A 14101-nucleotide genomic window follows, 5' to 3' on the forward strand; every position below is an offset into this window, starting at 1 on the left:
TCCTGACTGCGGCTACGGATAGTCCAGACATGAGTAAACCATGACTACCAGAACGACACATCAGATCGCCGGCATCATTTTGGCTGGCGGATGACGGCCGGATGACGGCGCCCGACATGGCGCGTGAAAAGATCGAGAAACCGGTTAAGGGGAAAAAGCGGCAATGGGCTCAAAAGCTGCCGGGCCAAGGCGACTCCAGCGCGTGTATCGGTCATGAATGAATGCTCCCTTGGATTGACAGGAGCAATTTAGCGAACGGCTCGTATGACGTATTGATACCGGTCAAGTCTGGCAAGTTTTCGGAACAAACGTGCCCATGACGGTCAAACTTCCGACTGGCTGCCCTTTAAATCCGCGAGGGTCAACACTCACTACTTCAACAACAATGCAATATGCCGCCCGCCGCACGGAGTCAGAAAATTAATTAATTCAATAAAATTGATGCCTTAAAAGGGCCTTGCGCACGTATTTCCGTAATACATTTGACACCTTCCCAGCAATTCCAACGTCAAGTCCAAGGTCTGCGAGCCCGCGTCCACAGCTGGCGCCACTCCGGCTGGTGGTCAAATCACTTTGTTCTGCGGTGAGCCACTCGCAAACGCCTCAATATTCCGGATCGTTGTATCGACAATCCGGGCCTTGGCTTCGCGGGTGTTGAAAGCGATATGCGGGGTGACGATCACGTTGGGGAAGCGCAGCAGCACATGATTGGCGACGAGCGCCCTCAGGTCGGGTGCCTTACTGCCCACATCGGCCCGGAAAATCTGGGCTTCATCGCGGGTGAGGGGCTCCTCGGGCAAGACATCGAGCCCTGCCGCACCAATCCGTCCGCTTGCCAGGGCGCGGACAAGCGCCTCGGTGTCGACGACATTGCCGCGTGCCGTATTGATCAGGACGGCACCTTGCTTCATTTCGCCAAATTCTGCGTCTGATAGCAGGCCCTGCGTATCGGCAGTGGCCGGCACATGAAGGCTGATGATATCCGAGATGCACAGCAGGTCCGGAAGGCTGCAATAGCTGAATCCCAACCGCGCCTCACACGCGGGATCCGGGGCAATGTCGTTGGCGACAACGTCCATGCCGAAACCGCGCGCTATCTCGATGACCCGCCGGCCGATGCGGCCGACACCGACCACCCCCAGTGTCTTGCCGCGGAGGTCAAAACCGCAGGTGCCGACTTGCGAAAAATCGCCATGCCTTGTTCGCTCGGCGGCTTCGGGAATATGGCGAGCGAGCGCCAGGAGAAGCGCGAAACTATGCTCGGCAACGGTGTGGTCGCCGTAGTCCGGCACATTGCAGACGACAATTCCATGATCGCGCGCATAATTCATATCGATATGATCGAACCCGGTCGAGCGTGTGGCGATCAGCCGCAAGGACGGCATCTGGGCGAGGACATCTGCCGTCAGCCGCGAGTTGATGAAGGTTGTCACCACCTCGGCATCGGACGCGGTTGCCACCGTCCGCGCGTCAAGCATGCCGCGCTCACATCGCACATCATGCGACTGACCAAGACGCACACAGGCGTCTTCTTCCCATTCGTCGGTTTCGAAAACCCAGATCTTCATTCCGGAGGCCTTCCCTGTGCCGTCAGCCCATCCTGCAACGATCCGAAAGACGAACCATTGACCGGGATCAACAATCAAACCGCGCAGCCTTGATAGGCTGGGAACAGCCTTTCCAAGTGGAGCACGCCGGTGAACGATTGGCCCCGACATGGTCACATCAGCGGCCCCCTCGTGATCGTCGGATTCGGATCGATCGCGCAGGGTGTCTTGCCGCTCATCCTCCGGCACTTCCTCCTCGACCGGGATAACGTGACCATCGTCACCGCCGATGACCGTGGCGCGGACATTGCCCGTGCGAACGGTATCCGGCACATGATCGAGCCGATCGACCCCGACAACATGCGCGCTGTCCTCGCCCCTCTTTTCAATCGGCCGGGCGGTTTTCTGGTCAATGTGTCGGTGAATGTCTCGTCTACTGCGCTCGTCCGCTTCTGTCATCAGGTCGGGGCCCTTTATATCGATACCTGTATCGAACCATGGCCCGGTCGCTACACCGACCCGGACCGCCCGATGGGCCTGCGCACGAATTATGCCCTTCGCGAAGAAGCCCTGGCCCTGCGCCCGGAACTGGGGGCTGGCCCGACGGCTGTTCTTGCCCATGGCGCCAATCCCGGACTTGTCAGTCATTTCACCAAGCGCGCTCTTCTTGATATCAATACGGATTGCGGCAACCGGGCCAAGGTGCCGCAAAACCGGAAGGACTGGGCCGAACTCGCCATGACACTCGGCATCAAGGGAATTCACATCGCCGAACGTGACACCCAGATCGCCTATTGCCCCAAGAAGCGGGATGAATTCGTCAACACCTGGTCAATCGAAGGCTTCCTGAGCGAAGGGATGCAACCCGCAGAACTCGGCTGGGGGACGCACGAAGGCCCTCTCCCCGATACCGCCGGGGAGCATGAGACAGGCTGCGGTGCGGCGATTTACCTGAAACGTCCGGGTGCAGCTACCCGGGTGAGGACATGGACGCCCAGTGCCGGTCCCACCATGGGCTATCTCATCACGCACAATGAGGCGATCTCGATTGCTGACTATTTCACTGTGCGCAACGGGCCTCATGTCCTCTATCGGCCGACCTGCCACTATGCCTATCATCCCTGCGACGACGCGGTGTTGTCGCTCCATGAACTTCAGGGCAACGCTTTCCGTCCGCAACCCGAGTTCCGCCTCATCAATGACGAGATCATCAGCGGCATCGACGAGCTTGGTGTGTTGGTATACGGCCATGAAAAGAACGCCTACTGGTATGGCTCGCAGCTATCGATCATCGAAACGCGGCGGCTCGCGCCCTATCAGAATGCTACCGGATTGCAGGTAACCGCCGCCGTCATTGCCGGCATGGCCTGGGCGCTCGAGAACCCGAGACAGGGGATCGTTGAAGCCGATGAGCTGGATTTCGAACGCATTCTGGAAATTGCAGGCCCCTACCTCGGCCCCGTTGTTGGCGTCTATACAGACTGGACGCCCCTCACCGGGCGCAATGAATGGATATTTCCCGAAGATATCGACGAGAGCGACCCATGGCGCTTCCGCAACGTGATATTGCGATGACTTTAGCGGGTGACGCTCAGAGCCCGGTCGGCCAGGTCTCGTCCAGTTCGCCGCGGTGCCACGCCGCCGGAATATGAAGCGGGCGCACGGCCTTGGTCTCGTCTATATGGATCAGGAAATCGAACTGCTCGGGCAGGCACGCGTGGAAATAATGGCTCTGGCGCTCGCTCTCTGGCCGGTAAATAACGCCAATGGCGCGTTCCAGCCGTGGTTCAAGCAACAGGTCGGTCATTGAGGTGTCGGCACCGAGATCGAGCAGAAACGCCTTGAGCCTGACTTGGTGAAAGAGCCATTCATAGCTCTCACGGAGAGGTTTGCGCACGATTTTCCGCGCAGCCGGCATATCCCATTCCGATGCGGCCGTGACTTCCCCCGTGCTCGTTGAAAAGCCGACGAGCAATGCATCGCTGCCGTGGCTTTCCCGCACAAGCTGGCCGATATTGAACTCTCCGCGTTTCGCCATGTCGGTGGCGGCCGCATTGCCAAGATGGGAATTGTGCGCCCAGACGACAATCCGGGCTTCACGACCGAGTTTCGCGCTCAGATGTTGTCGCAGTTCACCAAGCGTTTCGAACATATGCCTGTCGCGGAGGTTCCATGAACCGGGGCGACCGTGGAACATCGTGCGATAGTAATGCTCGGCATTGCGGACAAGCTTGGCATTCTGCTCGGCACAGAAATATTCATCGCCGTCGACAATGCCGGTGTCGCTCATGTAACGCCAGGCCTTGTGCCGAAGCTCGATAAGTTGTGCGGTGATCGCATGCTCGCAGCTTTTAGTCAGCCCGAAGTCCATCGCCTTGCCATATGCCTGCGGCCGGTGGATGAAATCACCAAGGCAACCATAGCGTTTGCGGGCGCGCTGTGCTGCTGCCGGATCATGGATGGCAAGATACTCGATCACCGCATGGGCCGACGTTGCCATACTGTAGAGGTCGAGCCCGTAGAAGCCGACCGGGCGGTCCCGGCTGCCTTTCCTGATTGTCGCCATGTTGTGCTCGTGGAGCCAGCGAATGAAATGGAGCACTTCTTCATTGGCCCACATCCAGGTCGGGAAGCGTTCGAAGCGCTTCAGAGCGCTTTCGGCACTCATGTCCGGGTGCTGTGCAGACACGTATCTGTTGATTTCATAAGCGTCCGGCCAGTCAGCCTCAACGGCCACGGCATCGTAGCCGGCCTCCTCGATCAGACGCATGGTGATCTCGGCGCGTATGCGGTAAAATTCCGCCGTACCATGGCTTGCCTCACCAAGCAGCGCAAAGTGCCGGTCGCGTGCTGCCTCTATGATGCGATCATAATCATCGAGCCTGCCCTCGAGCAGCCATGCCTGGCTCTCTATCGCGACGATCGCCGCGGTCTCAGCGTCTGTCCGGTACATCTGCTGCCTCTTCCCGGCTCGTACGGGCCTGTCGCAAAAGTTCAAGCACTTCACTGTCCGTGGTCTGGCTGAAATCCGCATACCATCGCCCGACTCCCTGGAAGGGGCTGGGCTGGTAAAGGCAGACCAAGTGATCGACAAGGGCAGATATCTCGTTGCAGATGTCAGGCGCGCCGACCGGAACAGCGACAACAAGCTTCCGGGGATGCAGCGAGCGGATCGCCCCGATAGCTGCCTTCATGGTCGCCCCCGTGGCCAGGCCGTCGTCGATAAGGATCACCGTCCGGCCACCGAGGTCAGGTTGCGGTCGGCCGGCGCGATACAGCCGGTTGCGGCGTTCCAGTTCCTCGCGCTCCCGCGCGACGACCGGATCGATCTGGCGCCAGTCCAGCCGCAAGGCAGCAACGATGTCGTTGTTGAGGACGCACGTACTGTCGGCGGCGATCGCCCCCATCGCCAGTTCCTCATGGCCCGGCACGCCGAGCTTGCGCACGAGGTAAACATCAAGCGGAAGATGGAGTTCAGAGGCGACCTCCGCCGCGACAGGGACGCCGCCGCGTGGCAGCGCAAGGACAAGGCCGCCGGCAAACCCGGCGTAGGGTGCCAGTGCTGCCGCCAGTTGGCGGCCTGCGTCAACCCTGTCCCGAAACATGAATCCGGGATCGAAAGTCATTCTGCGATCGAACCGAGCGCCTTGATGCGCTCATCAAGCGCTTCCTTGGGCAACCCGATCAGGTTTTTCGCATATTCGCCCGAAATCTTGGCGAGAGTATGCCGGTTGAATTCGGATTTGATGGTGGCCATGGTCTTTGGCAGGGCGATCAGGATGATATTGTCCATCTCGTCATGTTTCGCCGCCCGGTTCACCTCGCTTGCGATCGACCGCAGAAAATGCTCGCTCTCCTGCTCCGGAAAATTGGCGTGGTCTTCGTAAGCATAGCGATGATGGGAGGCCGAGCCATGGCCATGCCCCGGCCTGTCGGTGCCCATCTCGCTCTGATGCGCCCGCGCTTCGGGATGCTCCATGACCCATAGCTGTTGCAGTGCCCCGTCGACATAGTGGCGGGTGTAGATTTTGGCGTGTGCCGCGTCGGCAAGTACAATCCATTCGCGCTTCGGTTTGCTGTGCATGATGAGCCTTCCGATCAAGGATCCTGATGCCCAATCCATAGCATGCCGGCAGGCAGGCCAGATTGACCCTGATCAATGCCATCGCTGCCCGTCGCCCTAAGGTGACAGACACGACCGGGGCCATTGGGCCCGCAATATGCAAAGGAACGGGTCATGCGCGTTACATTGTCAGTCATCAAGGCCGATGTAGGATCGATCGGCGGGCATCTCACGCCCTCGACGGAGGTTCTGGAAACCGTCGCGGAACATATTCATGAGAACGGCCACAAATACCTGATCGATCACCGGGTGCATTTCACCGGCGATGACGTGGCGATCCTGATGACGCATGAACGCGGGGCAGACGATGCCGGCATCCATGGCCTGGCCTTCGAGGCCCTCATGGCCGGCGCCAAAACTGCCAAGGCGCAAGGCCTTTATGGCGCCGGGCAGGATCTCCTCAAGGATGCCTTTTCCGGCAATGTGCGGGGCATGGGGCCGGCGGTGGCCGAAATGACGTTCGACGAACGCCCGAACGAGCCTTTCCTGTTTTTCGCGGCCGACAAGACCGATCCCGGCGCTTTCAATCTGCCGCTTTATCTCGCCTTCACCGACCCCATGAACACGCCTGGCCTGATCCTGTCGCCCGAGCTTGGCAACGGCTTTGAATTTGTGATCATGGATGTGAACAACACCGAACGTGACCGGGTGATCCGCCTCAAGGCCCCGGCCGAGCTTTATGATATCGCGGCCCTGCTCCGAAACCCGGAACGCTATGTGGTCGAGGCAATCTATGCCGCCGACGGGTCGCAAGCCGTGGCAGTCGCAACATCCCGGCTCCACAATATCGCGGGCAAATATACCGGCAAGGACGATCCGGTGATGCTGGTGCGGGTGCAGAAACAGTTTCCGGCAACGGGCGAGGTCGTCGCCCCCTATCATCTCGCCCCCTATGTCGCCGGGGCGATGCGGGGCTCGCACAATATGCCGCTGATGCCGGTGCAACTGAATTCCACCATCAGCTATTTCGACGGGCCGCCGATCGTGACCTGTGCGGCCTTCTGCGTGCATCAGGGGCGCCTTGTCGGGCCGACCGATGTATTCGACCATCCTTTCTGGGATACCGTGCGCGCCAATTGCGCCGCCAAGGCTATCGACATGCGCCGGCAGGGTTTCTTCGGCCCCGCCATGCTGCCGATGGACGAACTGGAATATACGGGGATTGTCGAGCGGCTCACCGCGCTCGACAAGCGCTTCAAACTGCGCTGAACCGCGACAGGCCCACGGCAGCAACAGCTGCCGCTAGACGGCTATTTTGTGCGTATGGATATCCCGGGCCCCGTTGCGCGAGAGGATTTCCTTGGCCAATTCCGCCCTTTCAGATGAGCGGAGATGAACCCACAGGACCATCCCCCCGCGCCCGATCTGGCCTTCGATATAGTCGGCATGGTGGCGGGCGAGGCGATTTGCCAATAGTGCACCGAGCGAGGCGCCCGCTGCGCCGGCAAGTGTGGCGGCAAGGAGCGCCGCCAGCAGGGTTCCACCTGAAGCCACAACAAGCCCTGTCGCCGTCATCGCCGCAGCATAGAGCGGCAGCCCTACAAGCCCGCCTTCAGCTTCGCCCATCGTTTCGTCGGAAACAAAAACAGTGCGCGGCACCTGTGGGTCATCCTCCACATCTTCCGCCCGCCGATAGATATGGCCGAGTTTCTCCTCAACAACCTTGTCCGACGCCAAAACGCTAAGCTCATGGCGCATGAATCCGTGCTCCTGCAAGTCATCAAGTGCGGCCTGCAGCCAGTCGGCATGGTCGAAGACACCGACAGCTTCCTCCACCGTCACAGCGATCTCGTCAGGTGTGGCGGTGCCGGGAATACCCTGTTGCTTGTTCGGGGATACCTGTTTCATGTCAACTGCTCCTGTCGGCATCGCCTCCCAAAAGGACCCGTGATCCGCCCTCGTCATGCGGGCACTTTCATTGCCTGACGACCGGGCGCATCACGGGTATCGAGTGTAGGGACAACGGGGTCCACTATCAGGCTTTTCCAGCATGCCCGCTGCAGATGGCTGCTGCATTGACGGCAATCAAAGCAGGCCACCGTGATGCGCGGTGACAGCTTCGGCCAACTCGCCGGAAAGCTCGTGACCGACGCGATGCGAGATATCACCAAGGGAGAGCATCCCGACCATGCGCTTGTTCTTGTCGATGACCGGCAGACGACGGATCTGCTTCTGCTCCATCAGGTGGATGGCGTCCTCCACATCCTCGTCCGTGCGGCAATAGACGATACCCTTGGTCATCACATCCCGCGCCTTCAGCTTGCTGATGTCGCGGCCTTCGGCAAGCGCGCGGCAGACGATGTCACGGTCGGTGATCATGCCGACAAGCTTGTCCTTTTCGCCGACGGGCACGGCGCCGATATCGTGGTCGCGCATCACCTTCGCGATGGCGGATAGCGGCGTTTCCGGGCTGACCCAATCGACGCCTGCATGCATGACTTGATTGATTTTCATGGTCTTTTCCTTTCGGTGACAAGTTAGTTGTGAAACTGTCTTGGTCTCGATGTATCCGGGAGCGTCTAGTCGCGCCCCTCTCCCCAGATGTCGTCACCCGCTGCCAGAATGTCGCAAAGCTGCGACGCCGTGCCGTTCATGACACGGACAACACCGTGATTGCGGTCGTCGCCGCCATCCACCCATGCAAGTGCCGCCGCGAGCTCATCTGCGTTGGCGCCGCTCGCTTCGATGGCAGCTATCTTCCAGTCGGCCACGTCACCACACATGCCACGGATATCTTCATGCGTAAGGGAAGTTTCAGGCTGTCTCATCGCCTACTCTCCTGACCCGAGTTTCACACATAGCCAGCGCCTGCGCATTGATGACGGTCAACAAGCCCCTTACCGCCCGAAGCGGCCGATGACCTCTGCCGTTTCAATAATGTGGGGCCGGGCCAGCGCCTCGATTTCCGCGCTTCCCATCCAGACATCCGGCACATTGAGTTCGCTGTTCAACGCCGCCAGCCGAAACCGGTAACGATGCGACCTGTCTCCTTTCGGTGGACAAGGCCCGCCATAACCTGTCCGGCCGAAATCGTTGGTTGCCTGGGCAAAGCCCACATAGGGCGTTGCGGGGGTCAGCCCTTCTGGCAGGTCGCGCCACTCAGGCGGAATGTTGTAGGCCGTCCAATGATGAAATGTGCCCTGCGGCGCATCGGGATCGTCACAGATCAGCAGGAAACTTTTCGTGCCGGCCGGTGCACCCCGCCATTTGAGGGGCGGCGAGACATTTTCGCCTTCGCAGGTGTATTTCACCGGTACGGCATCACCATTTTCAAAAGCCGGACTGAACAAGGCGAGCGTCATGGCCGTTCTCCCGAAGTATCTTCATGATGATGCCTGCCGAGCGGCCGGACGCTCGTCGCCTGATAGCCATGCAGGCTTTCGTCCGCGGCATAGGTCAGGCGCACCTCGTCGCCGATCACGCATTGTTCGATCGCTTCTCCGATCAGGGCATTCCGGTGGAAATAGATTTCGCCTTCAGGCGTCTCGATAAAGCCGTGCTCGCCATCGGGGCTGATGCGGGCTATCCGGCCTGTAAACGGCGTTTCGTGATGCTTGACCACACCGTCCATCTTGCGCGCGGTGTCCTTCAGACGACGGCGCAACGTCTCGAACACGTCATGGACGGCCTGCATGATGTCGGCGTGTGCCGGGCGAAGCAGCCCGTGATGACCGACCACAATCTCGTGCCCCGGAATGCGCATGTTGATCGTGACCCGGTAGATACGCCCTTTTCGCTGCCGGTGATGAGCCTGCTCAACCGCCACACGGCAGCCAATGATATTGGGGAAAATGCGCTCCAGCTTTTCCACCCGGTCAGAGATATCCCGGACAACGGCAGGAGCGGCATGGAGGTTTTTGAAAGTGATCTGCAGTTGTTCTTGCATCGACAGAACTCCTTTGGTGTCAGCAAAGGATTCCGCGGCTGCGAGGCCCTGTCATTGCGCACAATCAACACGACATATTGTTGAGCGCAGGGCCGCTTCGTAACAATTCGTAACAATTCGTCATAGGCACCGGCAAACCGCAGCAACACACGCATTGCATTCTGCAGGCTCACAGTAAGAGAGTTCCCGATTTTCGATCAGGCATGACTTTATCAGGGTACCTCAGATGACAAACACACTCCCCAATCGCTCCAGCACCTCCAGTTGCAACCAGACCGGTTCCTTTCTCGGCGAGATCGACCCCGCCGTCAGCGGGGTTTTGAAACCCGTCGAACGGCATGTAGCCAAGGGCGGAACCCTGTTTCATGATGGCGACGAACTGACCCACCTGTATGAAATCGCCACGGGCATGGTTAAAACCAGCCGTCTGTTCGCCGATGGTCGACGTCAGGTCATCGGCTTCTTTACCGCCGGTGATTTTATCGGCATGCCATATGCCGGATTTGCAGCCTTTTCAGCCGAGGCCGTCATGGAGACCCGGCTTCATTGTTATCCGATCACTCAGGTTGCCGCCGCGATGACCCAGTCTTCGGCCCTGACAAAAGCGATCCTCAAGGCGCTTCATGACGATGCCGAACGGCATGTGGATCATGTCATGTCGCTCGGGCGGCGCCGCCCGGACGAACGGGTCGCATCTTTCCTGCTGAAATGCTGTACAAAACAACATGAAATCACGACCAGCCAGCGGACGCCGTGTGTAGACCTGCCCATGACGCGGGTCGATATCGCCGATTATCTGGGGCTCACGCAGGAGACGGTCTGCCGCGTTCTCACCCGTTTCAAACGCACCGGCATCATTCATGGCAAGGATAGCCACAAACTGACAGTCAATGATCTTCCGTCCCTTCAGATGGTGGCGGAACTCGGTGCCTGCGCATAGCGGGCACCGGTCGCTCACCCGCACAGCATGGTTTCCAGCCGGCGCGCCAGATCGCCTTTCGAAAAGGGCTTCTCAATGACTTCGAAGCCATCAAGGGAAATGCCCAATCGTGCCGGTTCATAACCGGTTGTCAGCAATATCCTGAGGCCGGGCCTTATCCGTGCGGCCTCAACGGCAAGGTCATGGCCGAACATGCCGCCGGACAACACAACATCCGCCAGAAGCAATGAAACCGGCTGACTGCCCGCAAGGATTGCGAGCGCGGCCTCGCTGCTCGCCGCTTCGACGACGTCATATCCAAGCGATTGCAGGCGACGGCTGTTGACACGCCGTATATCGGCATTGTCCTCGACGAGCAGCACAGCATGTCCCCGTCGTTCCAAGGCATTTTGACCGTCAAGGATCGCACGGTCATTTTCCGCATGCCCCAAGGGGGCCACCGGCAACAACAGGCCGACTGTCGTTCCCTCGCCGATCGCGGTGTGGACCTCGACCTCCCCGCCCGACTGCTTTATGAAGCCCTGCACCATGCTGAGGCCAAGGCCGCTGCCCTTGCCGGCGGTCTTGGTTGTGAAAAAGGGCTCGAAAATACGGGCAAGGACATCATTGCTCATGCCTTGTCCGTTGTCGCGCACCTCAAGCCTTACATATCCACCTGCATGCCCCTTATTGCCCGATGATGCCTTATCCAGGCGTGTCGCCACTGTAATCCGCCCCGAGCCATCCAGCGCGTCGGCGGCATTCAGTATGATATTCAGAAGCGCTGTTTCAAGCTGGCCGGGGTCCACCAGCACCTTCGGCAACGAAGCTGTCAGATCCTCCCGAATATCGATAGCAGGACTGACACTGCGGCGGGCGAGGCCGATGAAATGCCGGACCAGTGTATTCAGGTCGACAGCCGCGGGCTGCAGCGCCTGGCGACGGCCGTAAGCGAGAAGTTGCCTGATCAGCTGACTGCCGTCATCGATGGCATCCATCACCTCACTGAGGATGGCATGGCCTTCGGGATGACTGATATAACCTTCCAGCATTTCGAGATTGCCCCGGATGACGGTCAGGAGATTATTGAAATCATGGGCGAGGCCTGCCGTCACCTGGGCGATAACTTCCGACTTCTGGGCCTGCCGCAGATGCTCTTCATTGCGCTTGTTTTCGGTAAGATCGTAAAGCACGCCGACAAACATATGCGTGTCGTCATAGTCCGCCTGACCGACCGATAGCTGGACTGGAAATATGCTTCCGTCCTTGCGCTGGGCCAGCACCTCGCGCCCTATGCCGATGATTCTTTTTTCGCCGGTTTCCCGAAAATGGCGAAGATAGCCGTCATGCTCGTGCCGGTAGGGCTCCGGCATCAGCATCGAAATATTCCGGCCGATCACGTCTTCTTCCGCGTAGCCGAACATGCGGTAGGTGGCGGGATTAGCTTCTGCAATGATACCCCTGTCGTCGATCAGGATAACAGCATCCACAACGGCATTGATGATAGCCTGCCATTTCGAAACAGCCGCTTCCAGCTCGAACGTGCCTTCTGCACTTGCCATGGGGTTCGGATTTTCGTTCGGATCGCTCAAGATTACGGATCTCGCCATTATGTTGCCGGCTTTGAGGAGCCTAAGATGGCCCTTATGCCCGACATCGGGTTATTCTAACCCACCAACACCAATGACTGAATGACTCCAATCAATGATGTAAAAATCCGCCTTCAGGCGGGAGATGTCAGGTTTCAGCGTGGGCAATTCTTCCCACGAACATATATCCCTCCCCCCGCACGGTCTGGATGAAGACGGGGCGACCCGGATCCTCCTCGATCTTGCTTCGGAGGCGGCTGATGTGCGTATCGATCGCCCGGTCAAAAGGTGTCCAGTCCCGCCCGCCGATGCGGTCAAGAAGGTGCTCACGGCTGAGCACGCGTTGCGGCTGCAGGATGAGCGTCTCCAGAAGCCGGTACTCGAAGACTGTCAACCCGGCGTCCATCCCGTCACCATCCAGCAATCGACGGCTTTCGCGGTCGAGGCGCCATCTTCCGAAACGAACCACACCTTCCTGCTGGCCCGGTGCTGCAGGCTGCCTGCTTTCGTTCTCCCGCCCATCCTGGCGCCGGAGAACGACGCGGATACGGGCCAGCAACTCGCGCAGGTGATAGGGTTTGGTCAGATAATCTTCGGCGCCAAGCTCCAGCCCGACCACCTTGTCAACAACATCGTCCCGCGTGGACAGGATGATGATGGGGACCCGCTTCCCGCTTTGCTGGATTTCGCGGGCGAGGTCGAGACCATCATCCGGACCGAGCTTGAGATCCAGCAGGATGAGCGCGACCGCCCCCTGCGAAAGCGTCTCACGAGCTTCACGGAGTGTGCCAGCCTGCAAAACCGCAAAGCCTTCCCCCGTCAGATAACGCTGCAACATCTGCCGCGTCCGGGGATCATCATCGACAACCAGTATCCGGTCCATTGATGTAGGAAGTGCTCGTTAGTGGGTTGTGTCTTAATACTGATATTGTAGCATGAAAGTTTATCGCGCGGCACGAGAAAGACCGCGAGAACAGTGAATAATGATTGCGATCAATGCCCCGGTCGACGGTTCATACATAATTTCGGCAGCGACACTGCGTTGCGTTGCCTTTTATTTAGAATCTGACAACCCGAAAGGATGACTTCATCATGATTTCGCGCATTATTTTAGCCGGCACCTGACAGACTCGCTCCGTTTTGACCACCACCTGCTACATTGCTATCGGAGATAGCGGGCCTCAACTGAGCGACGCGACCCGGCAACTGCTGACGGAAATGCCGACAGCAGTCCATTGATCGGGGTCAATACCGGCAAGGCCGATCCGGTTTAGATTGGAAGACGATCAGCCGAGGAATTGACGCGCGGAAACAGACCCATGACCGAATCCCCCCTGCACAGACCGGCGGCATTCGATGACGGCATCCATGACCAGTATGTCGAGGTGCCCATCGATGGTATCACGCTCGAAGGCCGATTGACTGTTCCCTCAGGTGCAAAGGGGATTGTCATTTTTGCCCACGGCAGCGGCAGCAGCCGTTTCAGCCCGCGCAACTGGCAGGTCGCAGAGGTTCTCCATGCGCATGGCATCGCATCTCTCCTGATCGACCTCCTGACGGCCAGCGAAGGCCGGATTGACGATATGACACGCCGGCTGCGCTTCGACATTCCGATGCTGGCAGCCCGCCTTGCCGCTGTCGCCCGCTGGGTTCACCGCTTTCCTGCGACAAGACAACTTGAGTTATGCTTCTTCGGCTCCAGCACCGGGGCGGGTGCCGCGCTGATCGCGGCGGCGGAAATGACGGATCCTGTTGCCGCCATTGTTTCCCGCGGTGGAAGGCCCGACCTCGCGGGCGATTATCTGCGTCATGTAAAGGCGCCGACACTGCTGATTGTCGGCAGCCGGGATACCGAGGTGCTGGCGCTCAATGAAGAAGCGCTCGCCAATCTGAACGCATCTTCGAAAATCCATGTGGTAACCGGGGCCACCCATCTGTTTGAGGAAGAAGGAAAGCTCGAAGAAGTGGCCCATCTGGCCGCCGAATGGTTCAGGCGGCATGTCGGCCACCGATCGGGGCATGCTGGCTGACGAAGGG

At 59.1% G+C, this 14101-nt stretch carries 15 protein-coding genes; 4 read left to right on the forward strand and 11 right to left on the reverse strand.

Features of this window, described 5'->3' with window-relative positions; all coding sequences use genetic code 11:
* Window positions 1-563 precede the first annotated feature (563 nt).
* Window positions 564-1568, reverse strand: coding sequence for a hydroxyacid dehydrogenase (locus tag OU694_RS08175; RefSeq protein WP_308910492.1), 1005 nt, complete (start codon window positions 1566-1568; stop codon window positions 564-566).
* A gap of 129 nt (window positions 1569-1697) precedes the next feature.
* Here OU694_RS08175 and OU694_RS08180 point away from each other — a divergent pair, with 129 nt between their 5' ends.
* The gene (locus OU694_RS08180; protein ID WP_308910493.1) at window positions 1698-3122 is read left to right on the forward strand and encodes a homospermidine synthase; all 1425 of its coding nucleotides are present in this window, start codon (window positions 1698-1700) and stop codon (window positions 3120-3122) included.
* A gap of 16 nt (window positions 3123-3138) precedes the next feature.
* Here the strand turns inward: OU694_RS08180 and OU694_RS08185 are convergent, their stop codons facing one another.
* The 3 genes from OU694_RS08185 to OU694_RS08195 are packed head-to-tail and all read right to left on the reverse strand — an operon-like array spanning window position 3139 to window position 5631.
* On the reverse strand, window positions 3139-4500 hold the full coding sequence (locus tag OU694_RS08185) for an erythromycin esterase family protein (protein WP_308910494.1): 1362 nt from the start codon (window positions 4498-4500) through the stop codon (window positions 3139-3141).
* A complete protein-coding gene (locus OU694_RS08190) occupies window positions 4481-5173 on the reverse strand; it encodes a phosphoribosyltransferase (RefSeq protein WP_308910495.1) in 693 nt (230 codons plus the stop codon). Before OU694_RS08190 ends, OU694_RS08185 begins: the two co-directional genes overlap by 20 nt.
* Window positions 5170-5631 carry a host attachment protein gene (locus OU694_RS08195; protein ID WP_308910496.1) on the reverse strand — a complete coding sequence of 154 codons (462 nt, stop codon included), beginning with the start codon at window positions 5629-5631 and terminating at the stop codon, window positions 5170-5172. The genes OU694_RS08190 and OU694_RS08195 overlap by 4 nt, the downstream gene beginning before the upstream one ends.
* A 153-nt stretch (window positions 5632-5784) precedes the next feature.
* Here OU694_RS08195 and fbp point away from each other — a divergent pair, with 153 nt between their 5' ends.
* On the forward strand, window positions 5785-6879 hold the full coding sequence (gene fbp / locus OU694_RS08200) for a fructose-1,6-bisphosphate aldolase/phosphatase (protein WP_308910497.1): 1095 nt from the start codon (window positions 5785-5787) through the stop codon (window positions 6877-6879).
* Window positions 6880-6912: 33 nt separating this feature from the next.
* Here the strand turns inward: fbp and OU694_RS08205 are convergent, their stop codons facing one another.
* The 5 genes from OU694_RS08205 to OU694_RS08225 all read right to left on the reverse strand — a co-directional run bounded on the left by OU694_RS08205 (window position 6913) and on the right by OU694_RS08225 (window position 9556).
* Window positions 6913-7518 carry a hypothetical protein gene (locus OU694_RS08205; RefSeq protein ID WP_308910498.1) on the reverse strand — a complete coding sequence of 202 codons (606 nt, stop codon included), beginning with the start codon at window positions 7516-7518 and terminating at the stop codon, window positions 6913-6915.
* A 177-nt stretch (window positions 7519-7695) separates the two neighbouring features.
* Window positions 7696-8124, reverse strand: coding sequence for a CBS domain-containing protein (locus OU694_RS08210; RefSeq protein WP_308910499.1), 429 nt, complete (start codon window positions 8122-8124; stop codon window positions 7696-7698).
* A gap of 65 nt (window positions 8125-8189) precedes the next feature.
* Window positions 8190-8438 carry a hypothetical protein gene (locus OU694_RS08215; RefSeq protein ID WP_308910500.1) on the reverse strand — a complete coding sequence of 83 codons (249 nt, stop codon included), beginning with the start codon at window positions 8436-8438 and terminating at the stop codon, window positions 8190-8192.
* 69 nt (window positions 8439-8507) lie between these two features.
* Window positions 8508-8972, reverse strand: a complete 465-nt coding sequence (locus OU694_RS08220) for a YbhB/YbcL family Raf kinase inhibitor-like protein (RefSeq protein ID WP_308910501.1) — start codon at window positions 8970-8972, stop codon at window positions 8508-8510.
* Window positions 8969-9556, reverse strand: coding sequence for an HPF/RaiA family ribosome-associated protein (locus OU694_RS08225; RefSeq protein ID WP_308910502.1), 588 nt, complete (start codon window positions 9554-9556; stop codon window positions 8969-8971). Before OU694_RS08225 ends, OU694_RS08220 begins: the two co-directional genes overlap by 4 nt.
* A 226-nt stretch (window positions 9557-9782) precedes the next feature.
* On the opposite strand from OU694_RS08225, the gene OU694_RS08230 reads away from it, so the two are divergent.
* Complete coding sequence (locus OU694_RS08230) at window positions 9783-10496, forward strand: Crp/Fnr family transcriptional regulator (RefSeq protein WP_308910503.1); 714 nt, start codon at window positions 9783-9785, stop codon at window positions 10494-10496.
* A 14-nt stretch (window positions 10497-10510) separates the two neighbouring features.
* Here OU694_RS08230 and OU694_RS08235 read toward each other — a convergent pair whose 3' ends face one another.
* Window positions 10511-12067 (reverse strand): PAS domain S-box protein, encoded by a 1557-nt coding sequence (locus OU694_RS08235; protein WP_308910504.1) that lies wholly within the window; start codon window positions 12065-12067, stop codon window positions 10511-10513.
* Window positions 12068-12212: 145 nt separating this feature from the next.
* A complete protein-coding gene (locus OU694_RS08240) occupies window positions 12213-12947 on the reverse strand; it encodes a response regulator (RefSeq protein ID WP_308910505.1) in 735 nt (244 codons plus the stop codon).
* Window positions 12948-13383: 436 nt separating this feature from the next.
* On the opposite strand from OU694_RS08240, the gene OU694_RS08245 reads away from it, so the two are divergent.
* Window positions 13384-14094 carry a dienelactone hydrolase family protein gene (locus tag OU694_RS08245; RefSeq protein WP_308910506.1) on the forward strand — a complete coding sequence of 237 codons (711 nt, stop codon included), beginning with the start codon at window positions 13384-13386 and terminating at the stop codon, window positions 14092-14094.
* Window positions 14095-14101: the final 7 nt, after the last annotated feature.

This window comes from Pseudokordiimonas caeni (assembly GCF_026719705.1).
Lineage (GTDB): Bacteria > Pseudomonadota > Alphaproteobacteria > Sphingomonadales > Kordiimonadaceae > Gimibacter > Gimibacter caeni.

Coding starts and splice junctions, on each gene's coding strand:
- OU694_RS08175 (WP_308910492.1), bottom strand. CDS start 1,568: ATGAAGATCTGGGTTTTCGAAACCGACGAATGGGAAGAAGACGCCTGT.
- OU694_RS08240 (WP_308910505.1), bottom strand. CDS start 12,947: ATGGACCGGATACTGGTTGTCGATGATGATCCCCGGACGCGGCAGATG.
- OU694_RS08215 (WP_308910500.1), bottom strand. CDS start 8,438: ATGAGACAGCCTGAAACTTCCCTTACGCATGAAGATATCCGTGGCATG.
- OU694_RS08220 (WP_308910501.1), bottom strand. CDS start 8,972: ATGACGCTCGCCTTGTTCAGTCCGGCTTTTGAAAATGGTGATGCCGTA.
- OU694_RS08230 (WP_308910503.1), top strand. CDS start 9,783: ATGACAAACACACTCCCCAATCGCTCCAGCACCTCCAGTTGCAACCAG.
- OU694_RS08195 (WP_308910496.1), bottom strand. CDS start 5,631: ATGCACAGCAAACCGAAGCGCGAATGGATTGTACTTGCCGACGCGGCA.
- OU694_RS08185 (WP_308910494.1), bottom strand. CDS start 4,500: ATGTACCGGACAGACGCTGAGACCGCGGCGATCGTCGCGATAGAGAGC.
- OU694_RS08225 (WP_308910502.1), bottom strand. CDS start 9,556: ATGCAAGAACAACTGCAGATCACTTTCAAAAACCTCCATGCCGCTCCT.
- OU694_RS08210 (WP_308910499.1), bottom strand. CDS start 8,124: ATGAAAATCAATCAAGTCATGCATGCAGGCGTCGATTGGGTCAGCCCG.
- OU694_RS08205 (WP_308910498.1), bottom strand. CDS start 7,518: ATGAAACAGGTATCCCCGAACAAGCAACAGGGTATTCCCGGCACCGCC.
- OU694_RS08245 (WP_308910506.1), top strand. CDS start 13,384: ATGACCGAATCCCCCCTGCACAGACCGGCGGCATTCGATGACGGCATC.
- OU694_RS08190 (WP_308910495.1), bottom strand. CDS start 5,173: ATGACTTTCGATCCCGGATTCATGTTTCGGGACAGGGTTGACGCAGGC.
- fbp (WP_308910497.1), top strand. CDS start 5,785: ATGCGCGTTACATTGTCAGTCATCAAGGCCGATGTAGGATCGATCGGC.